Source organism: Vogesella sp. EB, assembly GCF_001037925.1.
Lineage (GTDB): Bacteria > Pseudomonadota > Gammaproteobacteria > Burkholderiales > Chromobacteriaceae > Vogesella > Vogesella indigofera.
The window spans coordinates 282,180-308,494 of sequence record NZ_LFDT01000001.1 but is presented as its reverse complement, the minus strand read 5'-3'; the positions used below and the strand labels follow the sequence as shown (position 1 = coordinate 308,494).

Sequence of the window (26,315 nt, the reverse complement as noted above, 5' to 3'; positions counted from 1 at the left end):
ATCGCGGCCACGCCGGCGCGGCGGCGCGCAGTAGCGTGCTGGCGGCGCTGGCGCAGGCGGCGGAACAGGGCGCGCATACGCTGGTGCTGGCCGGGCCGGCACCGGCCAGCCTGATCGCCGACTACGCGCGGCGCCACAATCTGTCGCTGCTGGCACTGAGCCAGCGCGGCAACCGGCCGCGCTGGCTGGGCGCCAGCCTGCAGCAGCAGCTGGCACAACGCGCGCCGGAGCTGAACTGCCTGATCCTGGCCGCCGGCGAGCGCAGGCCCGCCGCCACGGCCGGTTGGCGCTGGCCGCGTACGGGTGCCGGTGGCGGCTGGTGGCAAACCACGCTGGCCAGCCTCGCGCTCACCGCAGCCATGCTGCCGCTGCGCGGCGTGCTGGATGCGGCCAACCTGGTGATGCTGTACCTGCTGCTGGTGCTGCTGGCGGCGGTGCGCTACGGCCGCGCGCCGGCGGCGTGGGCGGCGGTGCTGTCGGTGGCGCTGTTCGATTTCTTCTTTGTCGCGCCGCACTGGTCGTTCGCGGTGTCGGACATCCAGTACTTGATCACCTTCGCTGTGATGCTGACGGTGGGGCTGGTCGCCGGCCAGCTGGTGGCCAGCCAGCGGCAGTCGGCGGCGCAGGCGCGCCAGCGCGAGGCGCACACCCGCTACCTGTACGAGATGGCGCGCGAGCTGGGCAGCGCGCTGATGCCGGAGCAGGTCGGCGAGATCACCGGCCGCTTTCTGCAGGCCAGCCTCAACGCGCAGATCAGCCTGTGGCTGCCGGACGCCGAGGAGCAGCTGGAGGCGCTGCCGGATACGCCGCTGGCGGTGGACGCGGCGCTGGTGCGCTGGTGCTTCGACCACCAGCAGGCGGCCGGGCAGGGCACGCACACGCTGCCGGATGCAGCGCAGCTCTACCTGCCGCTGCAGGCGCCGATGCGCACCCGCGGCGTGCTGGTGGTGGCGGTGCCGGACGTGCTGGCACTGGCCGACCCGGACAACCGTCGCCTGTGCGAGGCGGTGGCGGCGCTGGCGGCGCAGACGCTGGAGCGGCTGCACTATATTGAAGTGGCGCAGCAGACGCTGCTGTCGATGGAATCGGAACGGCTGCGCCACTCGCTGCTGGCGGCGCTGTCGCACGACCTGCGCACGCCGCTGACTGCGCTGTCCGGCAACGCCGAGACCCTGCTGCTGGCCCTGCAGCGCGGCGGCCGCGCCGAGCAGGAGCAGGCGGCGCTGCTGCTGGCGCAGTCGCAGCGCATCACGCGGCTGGTGACCAATTTACTGGAAATGGCGCGGCTGCAGGCGGGCGGCGTCACCCTGCACCAGGACTGGCTGCCGGCGGACGAGGTGATCGGCACCGCCATCGCGGCGCTGGGCAACACGCTGGACGCACACCCGCTGCAGCTGGACATCGATCCGGCCTGCCCGATGCTGTACGGCGACGCCATCCTGCTGGAGCGGCTGCTGGTCAACCTGCTGGAGAACGCGGCCAAATACAGCCCGGCCGGCAGCTCTATCCGCATCAGCGCCGCCGCCGAGGACGGCCGCATCCTGCTGCGCGTTGCCGATCGCGGCCCCGGCCTGCCGCCGGGCGACCCGGCACGGCTGTTCGACGCCTTCAGTCGCGGCGAGCGCGAGTCGGCGATCGCCGGTGTCGGGCTGGGGCTGGCGATTTGCCGTACCATTGCCGATGTCCACGGCGCGCGCCTGAGCGCGGCCAATCGCCACGACGGCGGCGCCTGTTTCACCCTGTCCCTGCCGCTGCGTCCGCCGCCGGCACTGGATTTTGACCTGGAGAACCTGCCCTGATGCACGCCCTGACGGCACTGATCATCGAGGACGAAGCCGCCATCCGCCGCTTCGTCAGAAGCGCACTGGAAGACGAGGGCTACCGCGTGTTCGAGGCCGACACCGTGGCGCGCGGCCTGATCGAGGCCGGCACCCGCAAGCCGGACGTGCTGGTGCTGGACCTCGGACTGCCCGATGGCGACGGCGTCAGCCTGCTGCTGGACCTGCGCAGCTGGAGCAAGGTGCCGGTGATCGTGCTGTCGGCGCGCGTCGATGAGGTCGACAAGATCGCGGCACTGGACGCCGGCGCCGACGACTACCTGACCAAGCCGTTCGGCGTCGGCGAGCTGCAGGCGCGGGTGCGTGCACTGCAGCGGCGACGCAGCGGCGACGGCAGCGATAACGGCGGTGGCAGCCTGGTCCGCCTGGGCGAGGCGGTGACGGTGGATCTAGCCAACCGCAGCGTTAGCCGCGACGGCGAGCCGCTGCACCTGACGCAGCTGGAATACCGGCTGCTGGCCACGCTGCTGGCCCATCGCGGCAAGGTGCTGACCCACCGCCAGCTGCTGCAGGAGGTGTGGGGGCCGGGCTACGTGGAACACAGCCACTATCTGCGCATCTATATGGCACACCTGCGGCAAAAGCTGGAGGCCGATCCGGCGCAGCCGCGCTTTTTGCGCACCGAAACCGGCGTCGGCTACCGCCTGCTGTAGACCGCGGCGCGTCGTCAACGTGGAGGAAACAGGCATGAGCAAGCAAGCACGATGGCCAGCGTGGGCGCTGGCGCTGCTGGCGCTGGCCAATCCGGCGCAGGCCGCGCCGCGGGCGGAGCTGGTCGCGAGTGGACTGGAGCACCCGTGGGCGGTAGCCTTCATCGACGGCGGGCGCATGCTGGTTACCGAGCGCCCCGGCCGCCTGCGGCTGGTGAGCGCCGGCGGGCAGCTGGGCAAGCCGCTGGCCGGGCTGCCGCGCATCGACGCCGCCGGGCAGGGCGGCCTGCTGGATCTGGTCACCGACCGCGACTTCGCCCGCAACCGCACGCTGTACTTCTGCTACGCCGAGCCGGCCGCCAGCGGCTACGGCAATTCCACCGCGCTGGCCAGCGCCCGGCTGGCGGACGACGCCAGCCGCCTGGAACAGGTGAAGGTGCTGTTCAGCCAGCAGCCGAAATTCAGCAGCCGCGCCCACTTCGGCTGCCGCATCGTCGAGGCCGCCGACGGCACGCTGTTCCTGACGCTGGGCGACCGCTTCCAGCGCATGGCCGACGCGCAGACGCTGGACAACCACCACGGCAAGGTGGTGCGCGTGCGCAAGGATGGCGGCATTCCGCCGGACAATCCCTTCGTCGGCCGCGCCGGCGCGCGTCCGGAAATCTGGAGCCTCGGCCACCGCAATTCTCAGGGCGCCGCGCTGGGGCCGGACGGCCGGCTGTGGACGCACGAGCACGGGCCGCAGGGCGGCGACGAGCTGAACCGCCCCGAGGCCGGCAAGAACTACGGCTGGCCGGTGATCACCTACGGTGAAAACTACGGCGGCGGCCCGGTCGGCGCCGGCCTCAGCCGCAAGGCGGGCATGGAGCAGCCGCTGTGGCAGTGGACGCCGTCGATCGCGCCATCCGGCATGGCCTTCGTGCGCGGCACGCGCTACGGCAGGGCGTGGCAGGGCAGCCTGCTGCTCGGCTCGCTGAAATTCCGCTACCTGTTGCGGCTGGAGCTGGCCGGCACGCGCGTGCTGCGCGAAGAAAAGCTGCTCACCGGCCTTGGCCAGCGCGTGCGCGACGTGCGCGAAGGCCCGGACGGCTTCATCTACCTGCTCACCGACGAGGACGACGGCCAGCTGTTGCGGCTGTTGCCGGGCTGAGTCCGGGCTGGCTCGGCTGTGTGCGGCTGTGTGCGGCGGCCGACTGGCAAGCGCAAAAACAAAGCGGCCAACCGACTAGGGTTGGCCGCTTTGTTTCCGCTTTCGCTATTTAATCGAACAGTTCTTCCCAGAAGCTCTTCTTGCGCTTGTAGTGGCGGTTGTCACCGTACTTGTCGTGCTGCGGGTAAGGCTGTTGCTGGTGGGGCTGTTGTTGCTGATAGGGCTGCTGCGGCTGGCGTGGCGGGTAGCCAGGCTGGGCGGCCTGCGCTGCAACCGGCTGCGCTGCTTGTGGTGCGGCAGTGGCGGCGGCCATATTGCCCAGCGAATGCTGGATGATCTTGTCCAGCTCGCCACGATCCAGCCACACCCCGCGGCACTGCGGGCAGTAGTCGATCTCGATCCCCTGGCGTTCGCTCATCACCAGCGTCGTATCCTTGCAAACCGGGCACTGCATGGCTGTTCTCCTTGTTGATGGTGCCGGCCACCACTTTGGCGCCGGTGTGTCACAGACCGCGGCGGCCGGCTATGGTTCCGCCGCGGCGGCTGCGGCCAACGTTGGCCGCAGGCGGCAACGGCTTACGGCAGTGCCAGCGCCGTAGTGCTGTCGGTGGGCGGGCTGCCCGCTGCCAGTTCGATGCGGTTGCGGCCCTTGTGCTTGGCCAGATACATCGCCTCGTCCGCGCGATGCAGCAGCGCTTGTGGTGCTTCCTGCGGCTGGCGTTGTGCCACGCCGATGCTGGCGGTCAGCGCGATGGCGGCCTCGCCGTGGCGCAGCGGCTGCATTTCCAGTGCGCCGCGCAGGCGGCTGGCGATGGCTTCGGCCTGTGCCAGCCGGGCGTTGGGCAGGAAGATTGCAAACTCCTCGCCGCCGAGACGGCCGATCACGTCGCCATCGCGCAGGCAGGCTTGCGCCACCGTCACGAAATGGCGCAGCGCGCGGTCGCCGAGCTGGTGGCCCCAGCTGTCGTTGACCTTCTTGAAGTGGTCCAGATCGATCAGCAGCACCGACAGCGGAAACGCCATGCGCTCGGCGTAGTGGCTGCCCTTGTCCAGCAGGGCGAGGAAGGCGCGGCGGTTGAACACGCCGGTCAGCGGGTCGCGGTCGGCGATGCGGCGCAATTCCAGCGTCACCTGCTCGTTGGCCAGCATCACGATGCCGAACGCCATCAGCACGATGGCGACGATGGATTCCACCACCACCAGGTGCGATACCGCGATGGCGTGCTGTGCGTCGAACAGGCCGTGGTTGCCGACGCGGAACAGCCACGGGCGCAGCAGCAGGAACAGCCCGTGCCCGCCGCTGGCCAGCGCGTACAGGTAGCGGGCCGGGTGATCCTGCAGCCGGCCTTGGGCGATGGTGCGCGCGCACAGCAGGAACAGCGTGCCCACCACCAGGCTCATCAGCGTGAAGCGTGTCGTCTGCTCCGGCTGCACCACGGTAAACCAGGCCGCGGTCGCCAGCAGCAAGACGGCGCCCAGCACGCCGTAGCGTCGTGGCACCGGCGCGGCGCCGACATAGGCACGGGTGCCCACCCAGTTCAGCCACGCCATCAGGTAGGCCGACAGCTGTGCCAGCAGCACCAGCAGCAGTTCCGGCGCCACCGCGCGCAGCAGCAGGTTGACGCAGACCAGCAGCCCGAAGAAATAGGACAGCGTCCAGGCGCCCAGCCCGGCAATGCGCGGGTTGAAGCGCCAGGCAGCAGCCAGCATCAGGGTCATCACGACCATGAGGATTGCGGCAATGGCGACTAGCGTGGGACTGTGCACGTGCGGGGGTTCCTGGCAAAGCGGTTGGGGCAAGCAAACAGCCATCTAGCATAGCATCGGCATTGTGCTGGCATGGCCTTAATCAACGTCATTTTGGCCAGGATCAAATAATACTATTTGCATATGTGGTACGGCGGTGCGCGCGCCGCGCCGGCGCAGCGGGTGCTGGCCGCCAAGCCTGGTGGCAGGCAAGCCCGGCCGCCGGTTGCGGTTGACGGGCCGTCTCCTACACTTAGGGCACACCGGCTGTGCTGCCGCGCCTTGTGTTTGCCCGCTCCCGGCTGTCAGCGGGTGACGGCGACAGCTTGCCGTCTTGTTCACACCCGCCAGGTGTCATCCGCAGCGCTTGCGGCAGCCGGGTAGACACCCGTTGCATTGCAAGAAGGAGTGATCATGTCGACATCGACCTTGACACACCGTTGTCTGACCATCGCCATGGCGCTCGCTGTCATCGGCCAGGTGCCGGCGGTGATGGCCGCCAGCGATACCCAAATGATCAAGAGCGCGATGAGCGCCGCCCCGAAAAAGGTCAGCGCCGCGGCGACCGTCGTCGCCATGGAGGCCGACGGCAAGATGCGCACCCTGCGCCAGGGCAGTAACGGCTTCACCTGCATGCCGGACAACCCGGCCACCCCCGGCCCGGACCCGATGTGCATGGACAAGGCGGCGATGGCGTGGGCGATGGCCTGGATTGGTCACACCACACCGGTCGCCGGCCAGATCGGTTTCATGTACATGTTGTCGGGGGGCACCGATGCCAGCAATACCGACCCGTACGCGGCGAAGCCGGATGCCGGCAACCACTGGGTCAAGACCGGGCCGCACGTGATGATCGTCGGCGCGGAGCCGGCGTTCTATGACATGTACCCCAAGAGTGCCACGCCGGATACCAGCGTGCCGTACGTGATGTGGCCGGGTACGCCTTACCAGCACCTGATGATCCCGGTGGACTAAGCGACCGTGTGCGATGGGGGATGGCAGGCGGGCAGGCAGTGGCCGCCCGCCTTGCCATCGGCGCTTCAATCCGGCAACGCGGGCGCACCCCGGTGCGGCGCGAGCGGTGTGCCGTGCACTTACAGTTCGCCGGCGTCCAGCGCCTGGGCGATGCGCCGTAATAGCGCGGTCTCGCGCACGATAGACAGCCCCATGCCGGCCGCGCCGCGCGCCAGCACCGCCTGGTTGTGGGCAATGGCGGCGTCCACGTCCAGCCAGCGCGGCTGCATGCGGTTGTTGATCTCGTAGGCTTCCATCTGCGGTGCGGCCAACGTTGTCGCGATGCGGCACACATAGCAGTAGGACAGCATGTGCAGCACGTCGTAGTCGCCGCGCGGCGGGCGGAACTCGTCGATCAGCCCGAAGGGGTGCAGGATGCGGACATCGCGGGCGCCGGTTTCCTCTGCCAGCTCGCGTGCCAGTGCTAGCGCGTGATCCTCGTTTGCCTCCACTCCGCCGCCCGGCAGGCTGTAGTCGTCGTAGCGGCCGGTATACAGCAGCAACAGCTCGCGTCCGCGCGCCACGATGCCGCGCACCGCCAGCCGCTGCTGCACCCGCGCCGTCGGCGTCGGTTGCAGGTGGTAAATGGTTTGCAGGTGGTTCATTGATCGCCCCAGCGCCTTTCAGGCAAGGCGCTGTTTGTGCCGCAGCAGGCAGGGCGGCGTCAAGTAGCGGACAAAAGAAAAGCGGCCAGGGTTGGCCGCAGTGGGTGTCGGCAGCCGCCCGCCAGCGCCGCTGACGGGGGCGCCGTCATTGAAGCTCGGTCAGTGCCACCTCGTACGACTTGCTGTCGGGGCGGTAGCTCACGCGATAACCGGCGGGGTAGCGGCCACTCTTGCTGTAGCGGGCCGGGCGCGCCACCGGTGCGGAAAACACCGGCTTCGACTGCAGAAACGCCAGTGACACCATCGGCTCGATGAAGGTCTGCTTCTTGTTGTGGTAGCCGTAGATCAGCGTGGCGGTGAACGGCGGCTGCTGGAATTCCGCCGCCTGGGGATTGATGGCGTGCACGCCCATTTTCGGGACGGCCGTGCCCGGCGGCAAGATGTAGCCGGCGGGCAGTAGCTCGGACGGCGGTTGCTGGCTCGGATCGGCCGATTCTGCGTCGCTGTTGAAATGCACCTTCATCGTCTCCGCCCGTTTCACCAGATAGAAGTGGAAATCGAAATGCGGCACGTCGTAGACCTTGGGTGGCGGGTGGCCGACGGCCTCCCAGTTGATGACCACGTGGTCGACCACCGTGCGCGGCCCCTTGGCCGGCATGCGCAGCAGGTAGGCCGGTGCCATGGCGGCGCCCGGCAGCCCGGCGAGCGCCTGTTCACTGAACACGATGCTGACGGCGACCGCCTTGCCGGCGGCATCGGTGCGGACTTCGGTGTGCGCCTGGCCCTGGCCGAAGGGCACCGGCTTGCCGCGGTAAGTGGCGGACAGGTCGCCGGCGCTGGCCAGCAGCGGGCTGGCGGCCATCGCCACGACGGCCAGCCAGACCGGTGTTGCCGGCCTGGCGGATGCTTGCAGTGTCTTCATATTGCGTACCTCTTGCTGGTGAGTGAGAGGAGTGTGGAGCGTGTCACCAGAAGCTGGTGTGTTTGCATCTTAGTGAATGAGTCTGCTTTTGCCAGTACCGGCTACCGGGTGGGCGCAGCGAGGTAGTGGCTACCTGCCGGTGCGCCATTGCGGCCAACCTTTTGCCGCTTGCCTGCGGGCAATGTTGGCCTGGGGCAGGACGCCAGCCGCCGGCCGGCACGCTGTCTGCCCCGGCCGCTCCGGCGCGACCGGTTCAGCCGGCCAGGCTAGGTAGCAGGCTGAAGCCGTTGCGGCTGCCGGTGGTGACGTAGCCGACCAGCTTGCTGTCGCGATGGGCCAGCGCGGTGAGGCCGTCGTCACCCTCGCTGATCTGCCAGTCCAGCGCCTGCCCGTGGGTGATGCCCGCCAGCTGGATCGGATAGTGCGGCGTTTTCACCGCCACCGGCAGCGGGCCGAAACGCACCGGCTGCGGCGTGCCGGCCAGGGTGCTGGCCAGTGCCCGCGCCGACAGCGTGATCGGCTGCAGGTAGGGCAGGATCTGGCCCTCGATCTCGGCGCAGTCGCCCAGCGCATAGACATTGGGCTGCGAGGTGCGCAGATAGCGGTCGACGGTGATGCCGCGCCCGGTGGCCAATCCAGTCGCCAGTCCTGCGGCCAGCTCCAGCCGCGGCTTCAGCCCCGCCGCGCAGATCACGGCGTCCACGTTAAGGATTTCGCCATTGCTGAGCTTCACGTGGTAACCGGTCGCCGCGCGGTCGATGCGGTCCACCGCGGTGCCGAAACGCATCGTCACCGGCGCCATGGCATGGTGCAGGCGCTGGCTGACCACCTCGGGCACCAGCCGCTCCAGCAACCGGCTGCCGATGTCCACCAGCGTTACCTGCTTGTGGCGGGCGATGTCGTGGGCGATCTCGGTGCCGATCAGGCCGCCGCCGATGACCAGCACGCGCTCGCTGCGCTCGAGCTGCGCGATATAGCGACGGTACTGCTCCAGGTTGTTCAGGGTCAGGATGTCCTGTGCCGCGTCGCCGCGGATGGTCGGCACGAAGGGCTCGGCGCCCACCGCCAGCACCAGGTCGCTGTAGGGGATCTGCACCGCGCCGGCGTGGACGAGTTTGGCGTCGAAGTCGATCGCGGTGACGAGGGTATTGGGGCGCACCATGATTTTCAGCTCGGCGGCGATGGCGGTGGCGTGCTGCTGCACCAGCTGCTCGGCCGCCATTTGCTGGCCGAAGCCGTGGCTGAGCTGCGGCTTGGGATACTGCTCGCCGCCGTCCTGGGTCAGGATGATGACGGGGGTGGCGGCATCGAGCTGGCGGAACGCCCGGGCCAGGGTGTAGCCGGCGTGGCCGCTACCGATGATGACGAGGGGTTTTTTCATCAGGAATCTCCGGGGACGGTTGTTTACGCGGGAACAAAGTCGCTCTTGCCCATGAAGCACACCGGGCACAGGAAGCTTTCCGCGACATCCGGCCAGGCGGTGCCGGCGGCCACGCCTTGCGAGGCTTCACCCTGTTGCGGGTCATAGGCCCACGAGCAGGTCTTGCAGCGCATCTTGCCGCTGCCACAGCTGCCGGTATCACTCGCCGCCAGCGGTTCGCGCTGGCCCAGCTGCCCGATGAAGGCCTCGCCAAAGCGCACCGCCTGCGAGAGCGCGTCGTCGGTTGGCCGCCATTCCGCAGCGATGCCCTGATTGAGTACGCGGAAGCCGGCATCGTCCAGCCGTTTGGCGATGCGTTCCACCGCGCCGCCGCTCCAGCCATGGGTGCCGAACGCCGCTGCCGCCTTGTTCCTGAAGCGCAGCCCGGTCATTTCCTCGAGCAGGGCGGCGACGTGCGGCAGCATCACGTTGTTGACGGTCGGGCTGCCGACCAGGATGGCCTTGGACTTGAACACGTGGGTGAGCACGTCGTTCTTGTCGCTGTTGGACAGGTTGAACAGCTTGATCACGACATCCTGATCGGCGTTGCGGATGCCCTCGGCAATCGCCTCCGCCATCATGCGGGTGCCGTTCCACATGGTGTCGTAGACCAGGGTGATCTGGTTTTCCTGGTAGTCGTCGGCCCATTTCAGGTACTGCTCGACGATCTGGGTCGGCTTGTCGCGCCAGATGATGCCGTGGCTGGTGGCGATCATGTCGATCGGCAGGTTCAAGGCCAGCACTTCGTGGATTTTCTGGGTCACCAGCGCGCTGAACGGGGTCAGGATGTTGGCGTAGTACTTGATGCACTCTTCCTGCAGTTCGACCGGGTCGCACTGGTCGTTGAACATCTGCGCGCTGGCATAGTGCTGGCCGAAGGCGTCGTTGCTGAACAGCACGGCGTCGTCGGTGAGGTAGGTAGCCATGCTGTCGGGCCAGTGCAGCATCGGCATCTCGACAAATACCAGTTGCTTGCCGTTGCCGAGGTCGAGGCTGTCGCCGGTCTTGACGATCTTGAAGTTCCAGTCCTGGTGATAGTGGCCGCGCAGCGACTTGGCTCCGTTGGCGGTGCAGTAGATCGGGGTGTCGGGGATGCGCGCCATCAGCGCCGGCAAGGCACCGCTGTGGTCGATCTCGCCGTGGTTGGCAATGATGTAGTCGATGGCGCCGAGATCGACTTCTTTTGCCAGGTTGGCGACGAATTCTTCGGCATACGGCGCCCACACGGTGTCGATCAGCGCGATTTTTTCTTCCTTGATCAGGTAGCTGTTGTAGCTGGAGCCGCGGTGGGTGCTGTACTCGCTGCCGTGAAACTCGCGCAGCTCCCAGTCCTGTTTGCCGACCCAGCGGATATTGTTTTTGACGGTGAAAGCCATGGTGGTGCTCCTTGAGGGGGTATAAGATTCGTCTGATATGAATCTTATACCCGATAACATTCATAGAAAATGAATGTTATGAAGCAAAGTCCATTCGCTTGAGGCGCATCAAGAACGCGCGTTTTCGGCCGGTTTTTACCGTAACGGCAGGCCGGCGTGAGGCAAACCGCCGCAACCGGGTGCTGGCCGGCAGGGTAGAATGGCGACCCGAGTCCGGGTGCATAAGCTGCCGGATTGAACAACACCATGGAATGGTCCCGATCGTGCGATTGACCGCCTTTACCGACTACTGCCTGCGGGTAATGATGTACAGCGCGCTGGCGGGCGAGCGCCTGGTGACCATCGGCGAGATTGCCCACGCCTACGACATTTCCGCCAGCCACCTGACCAAGGTGGTGCATTTTCTGGGGCAGCAGGGCTATCTCACTACGGTGCGCGGCAAGGGCGGCGGCATGCGTCTGACGCACGCACCGCAGCAGGTCAACCTCGGCCAGTTGGTGCGGGCGGCGGAGGCCGACAACGTGCTGGTCGAGTGCTTTGATGCCGAGCACTCGCACTGCCGCATCGCCGCCTGCTGCCGGCTGTATCGCGTGCTGCATGCGGCGCAAGAGGCCTTCTACAGCGAGCTGTCACGCCACACCCTGGCCGATCTGCTGATCCAGCCGGCGGGGCTGGGGCGTGCGCTCGGCATCGAGATCCATCCCGTCTCCGACTGAGCGATACGCGCTGCGGCCAACCTTGCGTGGCCGCTTTGCTGCTAGGGCAGCAGCGGTGGCAGCCGGCGCAGCACCGGGCTGGCCTTGACGATGCTGGTGGCGGTAGTGGCCAGTTCGGCAAAGCCGTCCAGGATCTCGTCCAGCTGGCCGATGTCGCGCAGCAGCAGGCGGGCGATGTAGCAATCCTCGCCGGTGACCTTGTCACACTCGGTGAACTGCGGCGTGGCGACGAGGCGCGCCTCCAGCGCCTTGAGCTGGCCCGGCAGCGGGCGCAGCCGCACGATGGCCTGCAGGGTGTAGCCCCACTGCGGCCAGTCCAGCTCCGGGGTGTAGCCGCGAATGGCACCGTGTTCCTCCAGCCGCTTCAGCCGTTCCGACACGCTGGGGCCGGACATCTTCAGCTGCCGCGCCAGCTCGGCAATGCTCTGCCGCGCGTCCTGTTGCAGCAGCCCCACCAGCTGTACGTCAATCCAGTCTTTCATTGCAGGCAATCCTGTCGATTTGGCGATATTTACAAGGTAGCAAGCCGATTCTGCCTTGCAAAGTCCATTCAACCGGCTGCGCGAGCTGCGTATGCTGTAGCACACTAGCCTGCAAGGAGAACCTGATCATGACACAACAAAATTTACGCACCGGCGTGCTGCAGATGCTGGCCGCCATGGCGCTGTCCGGCACCATCGGCTGGTTCGTGCTGCAGTCGGGGCAGCCGGTCTGGAACGTGGTATTCGTGCGCTGCGTGCTGGGTGCGTTGGGGCTGGGCCTGTACGCCTGGTGGCGCGGGCTGTGGCAAACGTGGCCGTTTACCCGGGCCAGCCTGCTGTGGTGCATCGCCGGCGGCGTGGCGCTGGTGGGCAACTGGCTGCTGCTGTTCAACGCCTATCACTACAGCTCGATCGGCATCGCCACCGTGGTGTATCACACCCAGCCGTTCTGGCTGCTGTTGCTGGGTCGGTTGCTGTTGGGCGAGGCGCTGACGGTGCGCAAGTTGGCCGCGGTGGCGGTGGCGTTTGCCGGCATGCTGCTGATCGTGCAGCCGGGGCAGGGTGCCGGCGGCGGGCTGCTGGGCATCCTGCTGGCGCTGGGCGCCGCCATGCTGTACGCGGTGGTGACGCTGATCAGCAAACAGCTGCCGAAGACGCTGGCGCCCACCCACATCGCCTGCGTGCAGACGCTGACCGGCGTGCTGCTGCTGTGGCCGCTGCTGGACAACGCCAGCCTGTGGGTGGCCGGCAGCCATTGGGGCTATCTGGCCACGCTGGGGCTGGTGCACACCACGCTGATGTACATCATCATGTACGCCGCCTTCCGCCAGCTGCCCACCCACTGGATCGGCCTGCTCGGTTTCAGTTACCCGGTGGTGGCGCTGCTGGTGGATTACCTCGCCTACGGCCGGTTGCTGGATGGCTGGCAGCTGCTGGGCGTGCTGCTGATTGTTGCGGCCAACGCGTGGGGGCTGCAGCGGGTGCCGGCCGTGGCTGTCCCGCAAGCGGCAAAGGCCGGTGCCTGATCCTGAATAAATTGGCGGCAGGCGGGCAATCCGTCTGCCGCCATGCTGCCGGCACGGCGGGCTTGCTACAATCGGCCACATTGCCAACGCCCCAGTATTCCTCATGCGCATCCTTCACACCTCTGACTGGCACCTCGGCCAGCACTTCATGGGCAAGACCCGCCAGGCAGAGCACCAGGCCTTCATCGACTGGCTGCTGCAGCAAGTGAGCGAGCACGCCGTCGACGCCGTCATCGTCGCCGGCGACCTGTTCGATACCGGCGCGCCGCCCAGCTACGCGCGCGAGCTGTACAACCGGCTGGTGGTGGCGCTGCACGGCAGCGGCACCGCGCTCGTGCTGCTGGGTGGCAATCACGACTCGGTGGCGACGCTGGCGGAAAGCCGGCCGCTGCTGAGCTGCCTTGGCACCAGCGTCATCCCGGCGGTGGAGGCCGATCTTGCGCAGCAGGTGCTGGTGTTGCCACAGCGCGACGGCACGCCCGGCGCCATCGTCTGCGCCATCCCGTTCATCCGTCCGCGTGACGTGATGCAAAGCCAGGCCGGACAGAGCGCCGAGGAAAAGCAGCTCACGCTGCAGGAGGCCATCCACCAGCACTATCAGGCGCTGTACCGGCTGGCCTGCGCCCGGCGCGACGCGCTGCAGTTGCCGCTGCCCATCATCGCCACCGGCCACCTCACCACCGTTGGCGCCAGCGCCAGCGAATCGGTGCGCGAGATCTACGTCGGCGCGCTGGAAGCGTTTCCCAGCAGCGCCTTTCCGCCGGCTGACTACATCGCGCTGGGCCACATCCACCGCCCGCAGCAGGTGGGCGGGCTGGAACACATCCGCTACAGCGGCTCGCCGATCCCGCTGAGCTTCGACGAGGCCGGCCAGCAGAAACAGGTGCTGCTGGTGGATGTCGACGCCATCGGCCTGCTGGGGGTGACGCCGTTGCCGGTGCCGCGCTTCCAGCAGCTGGTGTCGGTGAAGGGCGATCTGGCAACGTTGGCCGCCGCCATCACCGAGGCTGCCACGCTGGGCAGCGCCGCGCAGCCGGTGTGGCTGGAGGTGCTGGTGCAGGGTGACGATTACCTGTCCGACCTGCAGGCGCGCATCCAGAACATCACTGCCGAACTGCCGGTGGAGGTGCTCCGCATCCGCCGCGAGCGCGGCAATGCCGCCGCCACGCTGCAGGCCGCGGCGCGCGAGACACTGGACGAGCTGACGCCGTTCGACGTGTTCGACAAGCGGCTGCAACTGGAAACGCTGGACGAAACCTTGGCCGCACAGCTGCAGGCGCGCTACCGCGACATTGTCGCCAGCCTGCAGGAGGGCGAGGCATGAAGATCCTGACCCTGCGCCTGAAGAACCTGAACTCGCTGCAAGGCGAGTGGAAGATCGACTTCACCCGGCCGCCATTCCGGGGCAACGGCCTGTTCGCCATTACCGGCCCCACCGGCGCCGGCAAATCCACGCTGCTGGACGCCATCTGCCTGGCGCTGTACCACGAAACGCCGCGGCTGAAGACCATCTCCGCCAGCAGCAACGAGATCATGAGCCGCCACACCGCCGATTGTCTGGCCGAGGTGGAGTTCGAGGTGAAGGGCCAGCTGTACCGCGCGTTCTGGAGCCAGCGCCGCGCACGCGACAAGGCCGACGGCCAGCTGCAGGCGCCGCGGGTGGAACTGGTCGACGCCAGCGGCACCATCCTTACCACCCACATCAACGACAAGCTCAAGCGCATCGAGGCCATTACCGGGCTGGATTTCGCGCGCTTTACCAAATCGATGCTGCTGGCGCAGGGCGGTTTTGCCGCCTTCCTCAATGCCAGCGCCAACGAGCGCGCCGAGCTGCTGGAAGAACTCACCGGCAGCGACATCTACGGCCAGATCTCGCAGCGCGTGTTCGAGCGGGCACGCGACGCCAAGCAGGCGCTGGAGCAGTTGCAGGCCCGCGCCGACGGCGTGGCGCTGCTGCCGGAAGCACAGCGGCAGGCCATGCAGCAGCAGACCGCGGAATTGGCGTCGCAGCTGGCCGCATTGCAGCAGCAACAGGCACAGACGCAGGTGCTGCGCCAGTGGCGGCATGAGCTGACGCAGGCCGAACTGGCCGAGCAGCAGGCGCAGCTTGCGGAGCAGGTGGCGCAGCAGGCGATCGAGCAGGCGCGGCCAACCTTGCAGCGACTGCAGCACAGCGAGCCGGCGGCGGCGCTGCAGCCGCTCTATCAGGCGTGGCAGGACGCCGCCGCGCGCCAGCAACAAATCCGAGCGGCCGGCGACAGTTTGCAGGCGCAGCTTGCCGACAGCCGGCAGCAGTCGATCGCCGCCCACTGGCAGGCCACGGCCATCGCCGCCGCGCTGGCCTCCGGCGCCCGGCTGCAGTGCCAGGCGCTGCAGGAGGAATTGCAGGCACGACAGGCGTGGCTGGCGCAGCACGCCCATTTTGCGGTGCTGGGTGAACGCCTCAGCGGCTGGCACAGCGAGCACAAGCAGCTGCAACAGGCACAGCAGACGTTGCGACAGCTGCAAAACCAGCGGCAGGCGCAGCAGGACGGGCTGGCCGCGACCGAGCGCCGTCTGGGCGAGCTGGACAAGGCGCTGCAGCACGCCACCATGCAGCACCAGCAAAGCCGGCACGCCACGCAAGCAGCCGAGCACGCGGCGGCCGAGCTGTTGCAGGGCCAGACGCTGGCCAGCCTGCGCGAGCGCTGGCAACTTGGCCAGCAACAGCTGCAGTCGTGGCGGCAGCTGGGCCAGCTGGCCAGCCAGCTGTGCCAGCACGCCGCACAAGACACGCAGCTGCAAGGCGCGCTGGCCGATGCCCGCCAGCAGCTGGCGGCGCAGCAAGCACGGCGCGATGGCTTGCGGCAGGACTACCGCACGCTGAAGGAGCAGGTGGACGACAAGCGCCGGCTGTTGCTGCTGGAACAGCGCATCCAGAGCCTGGAAGCGCACCGCGCCGCGCTGCAGCCGGGCGAGGCCTGCCCCTTGTGCGGCTCGCTGGAACACCCCGGCATTCACGCCTATCAGGCGCTGACCGTCTCCGACACCGCCCGCGCGCTGCAGGAAAAGGAAGCCGCGCTGCAGCTGCTGGAGGAGCAGGGCCGTGCCGTCAACGGCGAGCTGGTCAAGCTGGAAGAGCGTCTTGCCCAGCTGCAGGGCGCACTGGACACCCTGGCCGACAACCGGCAGCAAGCGCAAGCCGCCTGGCAGGCACAGGCCGCGCCGCTGGGGCTGGATGACAGCGGCTGGGCGCAGCAGGAACCATTGCAGCAAGGGCTGCTCGGCGCCGAGCAGCACGACGCCGCCCTCAACCGCACGTTGCAACAGGCGGAACTGGCACAGCAAAGCCTGGCCACCGCCCGCCAGCAGGAGGCTCAACAGGCCGCGCAACTGCAGCAAGCCGGCCAGCAGCACCAGTTGCTGCTGCAGGAAAAAGCGCATGCGGAACAAGGCGTGGCCGAGCTGCAGCGCCAGTTGGCAGCCACCGCGCAACACGTCGAACAGGCCGGCGCAACGTTGGCCGCGGCCATCGCCGCCGCCGGTTTTAGCGCCGACGGGTCTGCCACCGATGACGACATGGCGGCGTGGCTGGCCGCCCGCCAGCTCGACTGGCAACGCTGGCAGGACACCCAGCTCGCGCAACAGCAGCAACAGGGCGTACTGCTGCAGCAGCAGGCGCGCAGCGAACAGGCCGCCACGCTGGCGCAAGGCTGGCAGGCGCGCTGGGACAAGCTGGCCGCCTCGGCGCCGGTGGACTGCGACGCGGCCGCCGCTGACGAGCCGGCACTGGCGCACTACGCCGCGCAAGCGGAGCAACTGGTGGCGCAGATCGCCAGCCTGCAGGGGCAGCAAGCGCAGCTGGCGGCCGATCTGCAGGCGCAACAGCAGCAGCACGAGCGCGCCGAACAGGCATGGTTGGCCGCACTGGCCGCCAGCCCGTTTGCCGATCCGGCCGCCTTCCTGCAGGCCTTGTTGCCGGCCGACGAGCGCCAGCGGCTACAGGCGCAGCAGCAACAGCTGGAACAGGCGCTGCAACGCAGTCAGGCGGTGTGGCAAACCGCGCTCGCCACGCTGAAATCGCTGCAGCAACAGGCGCTTAGCCCGCTGTCGCTGGCCGAGCTGGACGCCGCACTGGCGGCGCTGGATGCACAGCGCCAGGCGCTGTCCGGCCAGCAGGGTGCGTTGCAGGCGCTGCTGCACGACGACGCACAGCGCCGCGACAACCAGCAGGCGCTGCTGCGCCAGATCGAGCAGCACAGCGCCGATGCCGACATCTGGCAGCGGCTCAACAGCCTGATCGGTTCGAAAGAGGGCGACAAGTACCGCAAGTTTGCGCAGGGGCTGACGCTGGACCACCTGATGCACCTCGCCAACCGCCATCTGGCGCGCCTGCACGGCCGCTACCTGCTGCAGCGCAAGGCTGGCGGCGAGCTGGAACTGGCGATCGTCGACACCTGGCAGGCCGACGCCACCCGCGATACCCGCACCCTGTCCGGCGGCGAGAGCTTCTTGGTCAGCCTGGCGCTGGCACTGGCGCTGTCCGACCTGGTCAGCCACAAGACCTCCATCGACTCGCTGTTCCTCGACGAAGGCTTCGGCACGCTGGACGGCGACACGCTGGAAGTGGCGCTGGACGCGCTGGATGCGATCAACGCCAGCGGCAAATCCATCGGCGTGATCAGCCACGTGACGGGCATGCAGGAGCGCATCGCGGTGCAGATCGTGGTGAAGAAGGGCAGCGGGCTGGGGCAGTCCAGCCTGCAGGTGGTGGGCTAGGGCAATGCGGCCAACCTTGCGGCAGGGTTGGCCGCAAAGCCTTACAGGTGGGTGATCGTCTGCGCGGCCGGCAGCCGCGACTTGGGCAGCGTGGCGTTGAAGTCGTCGGTAGCACGGCGACCCAGCGCGACGATCAGCGACGGCACCAGCCCTTGCGCCCGCAGATCCAGCGCCCCGGACAGCGCCTGCTGATCGAAACCCTCTATCGGGCAGGCATCCAGCCCCATGGCGGCGGCGCCCAGCAGCAGGGTGCCGGCGGCGAGATAGGTCTGTTTTTCCATCCAGTGCGCGGCGTCCCGCAGCTCGTAGCGGTGCAGGTTGACGAAGTGGCTGCGGCCGCGGTGTTGACCGGCGCGGATGTCTGCATTGGCAAAGCGGCCGTCACGGTCTTCCTGCTCCAGCAGGGTGGCCAGATGGGCGTCGTCCAGCTGGGCACGGGTGCAGAACACCACCACCCGCGCCGCGTTCAGGATCTTGCCTTCATTGAAGCTGTAGAAACCTTGCGTCGCCTGCGCGACACGCGCCTTGCCCTCGGCGCTGTCGGCCAGCACGAAGTGCCACGGCTGGGCATTGGTGGACGACGGGCTGAAGCGCAGCAGGCTCTCGATGTCGGCGGCCTGCGCGGCGGTCAGGCGGAATGACGGATCAAAGGATTTGGTGGTGTAACGGGTTTGGACCAGATCGGCGATGTGCATGATGACTCCTTGCTGTCAGTGTGCGTGCCATCATGCTTGTGAAAATTTATTTGATAAATAGCGTATTATTTGCATAACTATCAAATAAAATTTGAACATGAAAGCACTGCATCCTCTCGACATCATGGTGCGTACCGCCGAAACCGGCAGTCTGACCGCCGCCGCGCACGCGCTGGGGCTGACGCCGGCGGCGGCCAGTGCCGCATTGAAACGGCTGGAGGCGGAGCTGGGCGCGCGCCTGTTCGTGCGCTCCACCCGCCATCTGCGGCTCACCCCGCAGGGCGAACAGTTCCTGCCGCAGGCGCAGCAGATGCTGGCGCTGTGGGCGTCGGCACAGCAGGCGGCCCAAGGTCAGGCGGCGCTGCGCGGCCTGCTGCAGTTGTCGCTGCCCTCCGACCTGGGCCGCAACGTGCTGTTGCCGTGGCTGGACGATTTCCTGGCGCAGCATCCGCAACTGTCGCTGCGCCTGCAGATGGGTGACCGGCTGGCCGACGTGTATCGCCAGCCGGTGGATCTGGCCATCCGCTACGGCACGCCGGCCGATTCCTCGCTGGTGGCCTTGCCCCTGCTGCCGGACAACCGCCGCGTGCTGTGTGCGGCTCCTGACTACCTTGCACGCCACGGTACGCCCCGGACGCCGGCCGACCTGAACGGTCATGTCTGTCTCAGCTACATGCTGGGCGATAGCCTGCATCAGCAGTGGTCGTTTGACCGCGACGGGCAACAGGAAAGCATCACGCTGCCTGGCCTGCGCATGGCCGACGACGGTGATGTGGTGCGGCGCTGGGCGCTGGCCGGCAAGGGCATCGCCTACAAGTCGATGCTGGACGTGGCCGACGACCTGCTTGCCGGCCGGCTGTTGCCGCTGTGTCCCCACTGGCAGGGCGAGGCGGCGCCGCTATGGCTGATCTGCGCCGACCGCCGCGCGTCCGGCACGCTGGCGCAGGCGCTGCGGGCATTTTTGCTACCGCGTATGCAGGCGCGCTGGCAGGGCGTGCAAAACCTGCTGGCCGCTGCCGCCGAGCCACGGCGCTGACTCGCACCCAGCCGCCAGACCACAGGGCGCCACAAAAACCGCCATCCGTTAACGGCTGGCGGTTTTTTCTGGGACAGATGCGGACATGTCTGGTTTAGTTGGCGGCCGGCAGCGGGCGATACCACCACGGCGAATCGGCCGGCAGCAGCCGGCCCACATCGATCATCGGGTTATCCAGCTCGATGACGCGGCGCTGCGATAGCCTGGCCCGCTGCAGCAGCGGGTCGAAGTGGGCATGGAACAGCCGGTCGAAGCTGCCGTCGGCCTGGGCGCGGAGCAGGCCCTGCCAGATGTGTTCGGCCAGATAAGGCTTGCGCGGCGTGACAAAAAAGTATTCGGCGGCCGGGTAGCGCAGCACGATGAAACGGTCGACCGTCAGGCCGAGTTCGGGGCGCGCATCCACCTCGGCCCAGGCCTCGGCCACGCCGCGCGGAAAGTAGTCGAAGCGTTTGACCACCAGCATCCTGAACAGCGAGTCGTACTGGCTGGCCGTCATCACCGGCAGGCCGCTTTCCCGCAAAATGCGGGTGTCCGGCCAGTCGTGCTCCTGGCCGGCGGTAAAGTAGCGCAAGTCCTGCACCGTCTGCACATTGGCAAACTGTGCCGCCTTGTCCTGTCGCACGATGGCTATCCGCCAACCCAGCAGGCCCTTGTCCACGGGAAAGCGCACCGGCAGCAGCAAGGCTTCGCGTTCGCGGGTGCTCATGGTCCACAACACGTCGATGTCGCCGCCAGCGCCCATGGCGCGCGCAATCGACCGCCCTTGCAGCATCTGCGGCAACACCGGCTTCAGCGTATAGGCCTGGCCACTTTTATCCAGTGCCAGTTGCAGCGCGGCACGGAAGAAGCGCTTGTTCGGGTCCGGATAATCGGGAAAGCGAACGATTTCCGCCGCCAGTGCGGTGGCGGCCCAGCAAGCGGCCAGTATCAGTAGTACCCGGTGGGCAAGCTTGCGCATGGCGAGGCATTCCGGTCAGAGTCTGCTTCATCATATGGCGACAGCAACCATACCGCCAGGCGGCTTGCTCAGTCCGCTTGCCTGGCCTGGTCGCTGCGATTGCGGCGCAGCAGGCGGCTGTGGTCGATCACATCGGCGGCGCGGGCGCGCAGTTGGCCGCAGCCGCCATCGATATCCTGGCCGGCGGAATCGCGCACCTTGGTCAGCACGCCGTTGTCGTGCAGGTAGCGCTTGAGCTGCTGGATGCGTTCGGCGGACGGGCGCTGGTAGTGGTCGCCGTCCACACTGTTGTACGGGATGATATTCAGCACGCCGTACTTGCCGCGCAGCAGCTGCACCGCGGCGTCCATTTCTTCTTGCGTGTCGTTGATGCCGGCCAGCAGCGTCCACTGGTACTGGATCGGGTAGCCGACGCGGCGCGCGTAGTCCTCGCCCAGCGCCACCAGCTCCGCCGGCTCGTAACGCGGTGCGCGCGGCAGCAATTGCGCGCGCAGCTCGGCATTGGTGGTGTGCAGCGACAGCGCCAGCGCTGGCTTGACCTGCTGCTGTGGCAGGCGCTCGAACACGCGCGGATCGCCGACGGTGGAGAACACCAGATTCTTGTGGCCGATATTGCCGTCGGTGCCCAGCAGGTTGATGGCGTCCAGCACGTTGTCGATATTGTGCGCCGGCTCGCCCATGCCCATGAACACCACCTTCTTTACCGGACGCAGGCGCCGAGCCAGCGCCACCTGCGCCACGATCTCGGCGCTGCCCAGCTGGCGCAGCAGCCCACTCTTGCCGGTCATGCAGAAGGTACAGCCCACCGCGCAGCCCACCTGGCTGGACACGCACAGCCCGTCGCGTGGCAGCAGCACGCTCTCCACCATCTGGCCGTCATTCAGCGCCACCAGCAGCCGCAGCGAGCCATCCGCCGCCGGGTGCTGCGATTCGATGCGCGCCAGCCCATCCAGCTGCGCCACTAGCGACGGCAGGCCGTTGCGTACCGCCAGCGGAAAGTAGTGCTCGCCCTTCTGGTGGCGGGTGCCGCTATCCAGCGGCTGGCCTTTCAGCCACGCACGGTTGATGCGGCCGATATGGCAGGGACGGGCGCCGAGATCGGCGAGGGCTTGGTGGAATTCCTGGAGTCGCATGGGATCGGTTCTGTAAAGCCGCGCAAGCCTGGCCGCGCGTTGGAAAACAAGGCGCACAGGGTAGCGCAAGTCGCGGCAAAACGGGCGGGGGATTACGGATTGGCGGGCGGGCTGCGCTTGCGGCCAACGTTGGCCGCAAGCGTATCGGGACTAGCGTGCGATCAGAACCTGTCTACGATCTCGCGAGCTAGAGCGAGACAAGGCAAAAACGACTGAGGAAGCGGAGTTTACAAGTCGTAAATGAGCATTCCGAAGGCGTTTTTAACGCCGTATCGCCGAAGCGCAGCAGATCGTAAACAGGTTCTTAGGCCGGCGTGGCGGCCGCTTGCGCCTGCAGCTTGTCCTGGGTGCGGGTATCGAAATCGCTGGCGGCGTGGCGCTCGTGCAGCTGCTCGCTCAGTTCGCCGCGCAGGCGGTTCACCATGCGCCCGCGCTGCACCGCCGGCCGTGCCGCCATCTCGTTTGCCCAGCGCTGCACGTGCGGGTAGTCCTGCACCTGCAGGAACTCCGCCGCGCCATACAGGTTGCCGCGCACCAGCTCGCCATACCACGGCCACACCGCGATATCGGCAATGCTGTACTCGTCGCCCGCCAGCCAGCGGTTTTCCGCCAGCCGGCGGTCGAGCACGTCCAGCTGGCGCTTGGCCTCCATCGCGAAGCGGTTGATCGCGTATTCGAACTTCTCCGGCGCGTAGACATAGAAATGGCCAAAGCCGCCGCCCAGGAACGGCGCGCTGCCCATCTGCCAGAACAGCCACGACAGGCATTCGGTGCGCGCCGCCAGATCCTGCGGCAACAGCGCGCCGAACTTCTCCGCCAGATACAGCAGAATGGCGCCGGATTCGAACACCCGCTGCGGCTGCGCACCGCTGCGATCCTGCAGCACCGGGATTTTCGAATTCGGGTTCAGCGCGACAAAGCCGCTGCCGAACTGCTCGCCCTCGTGGATGCGGATCAGCCACGCATCGTACTCGGCACCGCGATGGCCCAGCGCCAGCAGCTCCTCCAGCATGATGGTCACCTTCACGCCATTGGGCGTGGCCAGCGAATACAGCTGCAGCGGGTGCTCGCCCACCGGCAGCGCCTGCTCGTGGGTCGGCCCGGCGATGGGGCGGTTGATATTGGCAAACTGGCCGCCATTGGCCTGATCCCATGTCCAGACGCGGGGCGGGGTGTAGCGCGATTCGCTCATGAGCAGAAGTCCTGTCGGTGTGCCGCTAAGGGCAAGGAAGGAAAGGCGACCACGGCCGCCACATGCAGAACAGATGGGGGTCGGCGCCGGCAATTAAAGTCGCCGCCAGCGGCGGGATACAGAACAGTGTGTGCAGGGGAGAGAGCTTGCGGCCAACTTTGGGGGTATCCAGACGCGTAGCCCGGATAAGCCAAAGGCGCATCCGGGGATGCACCAACGTTGGCCGTAAGGCAAAACGTGAGCGAAGGCGGTGGCCGTGAAGCCGTGTACAGTCGGCCCCAGCACCGTCGCCCGGCACACCAACGTTGGCCGCAAGGCGGTTGTTCAACGCCGCCGGCCCCGCAGCAGCGACGAATACGGCCAGTCCTCCGCCCGCTCGGCCAGACCGTGCTTCACCGGGTTGTAGTGGATGTATTGCACATGATTGGCCAAATCTTCGTCGTCACGCAGTGTGTGCTCCCAGTAGCGGCGCTGCCAAATGCCGGCGCCGCCATCGGCTTGCGTGGCAGCGGTGATGCCGCGTTTGGCCAGCGCACGGACAAAATGCGCCTTGATCGCCTGCCAGCGTGCCGGGTAATCGTCGTCCCCCGCCGGCAGCGTCCAGATGCAATGCAAATGCTCAGGCAGGATCACGATGGCGTCGATGGTGAACGGTTTGCGTGCCATCACCACCCGAAACGCCTCGCGCAGCAGGTCAACATGATCCGTGAGATAGTGTTGCCGCCGGTCGTGTAGTGTCACCGTGAAGAAGTAACAGCCACCAGCCACGCGATTGCGACGATACAAAACCATGAGCGCCTCCCGTGAAAGCTATTTACCCATTATGAATTAATGGTGGCACTCCCGAAACGCCCGCAAGACCAACACCCCACCGCAGCAAAAAGACGCGTAGCCCGGATAAGCCAGAGGCGCATCCGGGGACTCGTCAACGTTGGCCGCAAGGCAAAACGTGGACGGAGGAGGTGGCCTCAATGTGTCGCGTGATTGATTCTTGTAAGGTGAGCAAATCCCCGGATGCGCTTAGGCTTATCCGGGCTACGGGTAAAGAAAAACCCGGAACGACGTCCGGGCTACGTGTTGGATTGCATGTAATATGCAAAATTTTAAATGCTACTCATTGCATCGGCAATTTCGAGTTTTTCAATGTGCTCACCTTGTTTAACCAGCATTGCTCTAATGCAGAGTTTGAATGCAGGGTCAATAAAAGTATAGGCATCGCCTTTAGGTGTTCTGCGCAACAAGTTGTCTTGCAATTCTGACATGAGTTGCGGGATGTTTAGAGCAATTTCTTCGGTAGATGTTGGAAAATTTTTGCGCAAGAACTGCTCAACATCCGAAGCCTTGAAATCTCTGGTATTTATATTGCCAATGCAATAAATTACTTGGTTTCGTCTCTGAATTTTTGTTGAGTTTTTATTCATTGCCCCTTCAATGATTGAGTAATTTTTCTCAAGGTGTTCTTGTATCCATTTCTTGTCGGCATCGCGCAGAACATCTTCCCAGCTTGCTGCACTATTCTCAATTCTAGAATTAGACAGTATCAAGCCATACTCATGAATGCGTTGAGGAATACTGTCTGTGATCCATATGGAGTGATCGATCACAGTTTGGAAGTCAGGATCGTCTTCCTTCAAAATGCCAAGCTGACTGACTAGGCCTCTTTGAAAAAAATCTCTTGACTGCTGATCAGTCAATCTGTAGACCTCCTCAAGGGCATTCAGCCTATTTGAAATGGGTGCAGTGGTTGGTGTTTTCCTGAAATATGTGCGAACATCGTGAGGTGTTCCCACGATAATTAACTTGACGCCATATTTTGAGTAATCGTCATCATCGACAAGTGTAATAATGTCGGCAAGCTCTCGCATCAAATCCGGCGAGTCAAATATCCTCTCTAGGTTATCTAGTACAATAATCCCCGGGCCACTCTTTGCTGATTTGCTGACATTTTCCAGTGCATCAATTAGTGGATCGTCGCTAATTTTTTGATATGTTGCGGCGTGAGAAATAGCGCCAGACGCAACTGCAGGGATTCCTGCATTTGCGGATTTTGTTTCCGTGTAACCTGTTTGGGTAAATGTGCCACCTTTAGTTGACTGGCGAATTGCCTCTTGGATTGATTTAAGTCTTGAGGCGTTGGCAAGGTTGACAATAATATATGTCGCCCGTAGAGTGCCTAGCACTCTTTTATACATCCAGGTTTTTCCGCAGCCACTATCACCATGAATCAATAAATGTTTGTTTTCATGTCGAATCTTGGATTCGAGGGATTTTTCAATTTGCTCACGGGATATGTACATGTCCGTGTTAATTTCAGTTGCACGCGGAGTGAAAACCTCATTAGGCTTTTTCATTTCAACCTCTTTTGAAAAGTAGGGGATTTTCAAAATTTTTTGAAGCATGGAGTGCAGTTACTGTTGATAAATGAATTATTGATATTTCACGTCATTGAAATTTCAATTGTCATTATGTTTTTTGACAAAAAAAGGGAGCACTGCTCCCTTGTCCTTTTGGTGTCTTAATCCCAGCTCAAAGCCCCGCCAGTCTGATATTCAGTCACCCGCGTCTCAAAGAAATTCTTCTCTTTCTTCAGGTCGATCATCTCGCTCATCCACGGGAACGGGTTGTTCACGCCGGGGAACAGCTGCTCCAGGCCGATCTGCTGCATGCGGCGGTTGGCGATAAAGCGCAGGTATTCCTTGAACATGCTGGCGTTCAGGCCCAGCACGCCGCGCGGCATGGTGTCTTCGGCGTAGGCGTATTCCAGCTCGACCGCGTGGCGGAATAGCTCGGTGATCTCGGCCTTGAATTCTTCGGTCCACACTTCCGGCTGTTCCAGCTTGATGGTGTTGATCAGGTCGATGCCGAAGTTGCAGTGCATGGACTCGTCGCGCAGGATGTACTGGTACTGCTCGGCGGCGCCGGTCATCTTGTTCTGGCGGCCCAGCGCCAGGATCTGCACGAAGCCGACGTAGAAGAACAGGCCTTCCATGATGCAGGCGAACACGATCAGCGATTTGAGCAGGGTCTGGTCGGTTTCCAGGGTGCCGGTCTTGAATTCCGGGTGGCACAGCACGTTGATGAACGGCAGCAGGAACTCGTCCTTGTCACGGATGGATTTGATTTCGTTGTAGGCGTTGAACACTTCGCCTTCGTCCAGGCCCAGGCTTTCCACGATGTACTGGTAGGCGTGGGTGTGGATGGCCTCGTCGAAGGCCTGGCGCAGCAGGAACTGGCGGCATTCCGGGCTGGTGATCTGGCGGTAGGTGCCGAGCACGATGTTGTTGGCGGCGAGCGAATCGGCGGTGACGAAGAAGCCGAGGTTGCGCTTCACGATGCGCATTTCGTCTTCGGTCAGCTGGCCGGTTTTCCATTGCTCGATGTCGCGCTGCATGTTCACTTCTTGCGGCATCCAGTGGTTGGCGCACTGGGCCAGGTATTTTTCCCACGCCCATTTGTGCTTGAACGGTACCAGCTGGTTGACGTCGGTGGTGCCGTTGATCACGCGCTTGTCGGCGGCGCTGACGCGCTTGGTGCCGTGGGTGTCCAGGGTGTTGGCCGGGGTTGCGGTCGGGATCGGGTCTTCAAAGCTCAGCATGTAG

At 65.4% G+C, this 26,315-nt stretch carries 23 protein-coding genes; 9 read left to right on the top strand and 14 right to left on the bottom strand.

All coding sequences use genetic code 11. The features are described 5' to 3' along the window. The 3 genes from ACG97_RS18170 to ACG97_RS01440 form a co-directional block, all read left to right on the top strand. Positions 1–1,799, top strand: a 1,799-nt coding sequence (locus tag ACG97_RS18170) for a DUF4118 domain-containing protein (RefSeq protein ID WP_047965509.1), incomplete at its 5' end; no start/stop codon positions are given. Beyond that, positions 1,799–2,491 (top strand): two-component system response regulator KdpE, encoded by a 693-nt coding sequence (gene kdpE, locus ACG97_RS01445; protein ID WP_047965508.1) that lies wholly within the window; start codon positions 1,799–1,801, stop codon positions 2,489–2,491. The genes ACG97_RS18170 and kdpE, both read left to right, overlap by 1 nt. Positions 2,492–2,525: 34 nt before the next feature. Further along, positions 2,526–3,638, top strand: coding sequence for a PQQ-dependent sugar dehydrogenase (locus tag ACG97_RS01440; RefSeq protein WP_047965507.1), 1,113 nt, complete (start codon positions 2,526–2,528; stop codon positions 3,636–3,638). A gap of 109 nt (positions 3,639–3,747) precedes the next feature. Here the strand turns inward: ACG97_RS01440 and ACG97_RS01435 are convergent, their stop codons facing one another. Both ACG97_RS01435 and ACG97_RS01430 read right to left on the bottom strand, forming a co-directional pair. Then, positions 3,748–4,092 (bottom strand): zf-TFIIB domain-containing protein, encoded by a 345-nt coding sequence (locus tag ACG97_RS01435; RefSeq protein WP_047965506.1) that lies wholly within the window; start codon positions 4,090–4,092, stop codon positions 3,748–3,750. A 122-nt stretch (positions 4,093–4,214) separates the two neighbouring features. Then, on the bottom strand, positions 4,215–5,366 hold the full coding sequence (locus tag ACG97_RS01430) for a GGDEF domain-containing protein (protein ID WP_082133607.1): 1,152 nt from the start codon (positions 5,364–5,366) through the stop codon (positions 4,215–4,217). 432 nt (positions 5,367–5,798) lie between these two features. Between ACG97_RS01430 and ACG97_RS01425 the strand changes: the two genes are divergently transcribed. Beyond that, entirely contained in the window at positions 5,799–6,359 is a 561-nt protein-coding gene (locus tag ACG97_RS01425; protein WP_202902676.1) for a hypothetical protein, read from the top strand. A gap of 119 nt (positions 6,360–6,478) precedes the next feature. On the opposite strand, the gene ACG97_RS01420 is transcribed toward ACG97_RS01425, so the two are convergent. The 4 genes from ACG97_RS01420 to norV form a co-directional block, all read right to left on the bottom strand. Continuing rightward, the gene (locus ACG97_RS01420; RefSeq protein WP_047965503.1) at positions 6,479–7,003 is read right to left on the bottom strand and encodes an NUDIX hydrolase; all 525 of its coding nucleotides are present in this window, start codon (positions 7,001–7,003) and stop codon (positions 6,479–6,481) included. Between the two features lie 145 nt (positions 7,004–7,148). Beyond that, on the bottom strand, positions 7,149–7,925 hold the full coding sequence (locus ACG97_RS01415) for a DUF5602 domain-containing protein (RefSeq protein ID WP_047965502.1): 777 nt from the start codon (positions 7,923–7,925) through the stop codon (positions 7,149–7,151). A 253-nt stretch (positions 7,926–8,178) separates the two neighbouring features. Next, entirely contained in the window at positions 8,179–9,306 is a 1,128-nt protein-coding gene (locus ACG97_RS01410) for an FAD-dependent oxidoreductase (RefSeq protein ID WP_047965501.1), read from the bottom strand. 23 nt (positions 9,307–9,329) lie between these two features. Then, the gene (norV, locus tag ACG97_RS01405; RefSeq protein WP_047965500.1) at positions 9,330–10,721 is read right to left on the bottom strand and encodes an anaerobic nitric oxide reductase flavorubredoxin; all 1,392 of its coding nucleotides are present in this window, start codon (positions 10,719–10,721) and stop codon (positions 9,330–9,332) included. A 263-nt stretch (positions 10,722–10,984) separates the two neighbouring features. Here norV and ACG97_RS01400 point away from each other — a divergent pair, with 263 nt between their 5' ends. After that, positions 10,985–11,437, top strand: coding sequence for an Rrf2 family transcriptional regulator (locus ACG97_RS01400; RefSeq protein ID WP_047965554.1), 453 nt, complete (start codon positions 10,985–10,987; stop codon positions 11,435–11,437). Positions 11,438–11,478: 41 nt separating this feature from the next. On the opposite strand, the gene ACG97_RS01395 is transcribed toward ACG97_RS01400, so the two are convergent. Further along, on the bottom strand, positions 11,479–11,919 hold the full coding sequence (locus tag ACG97_RS01395; RefSeq protein WP_047965499.1) for an Lrp/AsnC family transcriptional regulator: 441 nt from the start codon (positions 11,917–11,919) through the stop codon (positions 11,479–11,481). A 128-nt stretch (positions 11,920–12,047) separates the two neighbouring features. Between ACG97_RS01395 and ACG97_RS01390 the strand changes: the two genes are divergently transcribed. The 3 genes from ACG97_RS01390 to ACG97_RS01380 all read left to right on the top strand — a co-directional run bounded on the left by ACG97_RS01390 (position 12,048) and on the right by ACG97_RS01380 (position 17,702). After that, complete coding sequence (locus tag ACG97_RS01390; RefSeq protein WP_047965498.1) at positions 12,048–12,944, top strand: DMT family transporter; 897 nt, start codon at positions 12,048–12,050, stop codon at positions 12,942–12,944. Between the two features lie 103 nt (positions 12,945–13,047). Next, complete coding sequence (gene sbcD / locus ACG97_RS01385) at positions 13,048–14,268, top strand: exonuclease subunit SbcD (RefSeq protein WP_047965497.1); 1,221 nt, start codon at positions 13,048–13,050, stop codon at positions 14,266–14,268. Further along, the gene (locus ACG97_RS01380; RefSeq protein WP_047965496.1) at positions 14,265–17,702 is read left to right on the top strand and encodes an SbcC/MukB-like Walker B domain-containing protein; all 3,438 of its coding nucleotides are present in this window, start codon (positions 14,265–14,267) and stop codon (positions 17,700–17,702) included. The genes sbcD and ACG97_RS01380 overlap by 4 nt, the downstream gene beginning before the upstream one ends. 41 nt (positions 17,703–17,743) lie before the next feature. Here ACG97_RS01380 and ACG97_RS01375 read toward each other — a convergent pair whose 3' ends face one another. Further along, positions 17,744–18,397, bottom strand: coding sequence for an oxygen-insensitive NAD(P)H-dependent nitroreductase NfsB (locus ACG97_RS01375; protein ID WP_047965495.1), 654 nt, complete (start codon positions 18,395–18,397; stop codon positions 17,744–17,746). A gap of 97 nt (positions 18,398–18,494) precedes the next feature. On the opposite strand from ACG97_RS01375, the gene ACG97_RS01370 reads away from it, so the two are divergent. After that, positions 18,495–19,433, top strand: coding sequence for a LysR family transcriptional regulator (locus ACG97_RS01370; protein WP_047965494.1), 939 nt, complete (start codon positions 18,495–18,497; stop codon positions 19,431–19,433). Positions 19,434–19,527: 94 nt separating this feature from the next. Here ACG97_RS01370 and ACG97_RS01365 read toward each other — a convergent pair whose 3' ends face one another. The 6 genes from ACG97_RS01365 to ACG97_RS01345 all read right to left on the bottom strand — a co-directional run bounded on the left by ACG97_RS01365 (position 19,528) and on the right by ACG97_RS01345 (position 26,311). Next, the gene (locus tag ACG97_RS01365; RefSeq protein ID WP_047965493.1) at positions 19,528–20,391 is read right to left on the bottom strand and encodes a hypothetical protein; all 864 of its coding nucleotides are present in this window, start codon (positions 20,389–20,391) and stop codon (positions 19,528–19,530) included. Positions 20,392–20,459: 68 nt separating this feature from the next. Next, positions 20,460–21,524, bottom strand: coding sequence for an RNA methyltransferase (locus tag ACG97_RS01360; protein ID WP_047965492.1), 1,065 nt, complete (start codon positions 21,522–21,524; stop codon positions 20,460–20,462). A 304-nt stretch (positions 21,525–21,828) separates the two neighbouring features. Next, complete coding sequence (yghU, locus tag ACG97_RS01355) at positions 21,829–22,716, bottom strand: glutathione-dependent disulfide-bond oxidoreductase (RefSeq protein WP_047965491.1); 888 nt, start codon at positions 22,714–22,716, stop codon at positions 21,829–21,831. Positions 22,717–23,040: 324 nt separating this feature from the next. Next, positions 23,041–23,508, bottom strand: coding sequence for a transposase (locus ACG97_RS01350; RefSeq protein WP_047965490.1), 468 nt, complete (start codon positions 23,506–23,508; stop codon positions 23,041–23,043). A gap of 311 nt (positions 23,509–23,819) precedes the next feature. Beyond that, positions 23,820–25,115, bottom strand: a complete 1,296-nt coding sequence (locus ACG97_RS17100; protein ID WP_082133606.1) for an ATP-binding protein — start codon at positions 25,113–25,115, stop codon at positions 23,820–23,822. 116 nt (positions 25,116–25,231) lie between these two features. Next, positions 25,232–26,311, bottom strand: a complete 1,080-nt coding sequence (locus ACG97_RS01345; protein WP_047965489.1) for a ribonucleotide-diphosphate reductase subunit beta — start codon at positions 26,309–26,311, stop codon at positions 25,232–25,234. Positions 26,312–26,315 lie beyond the last annotated feature (4 nt).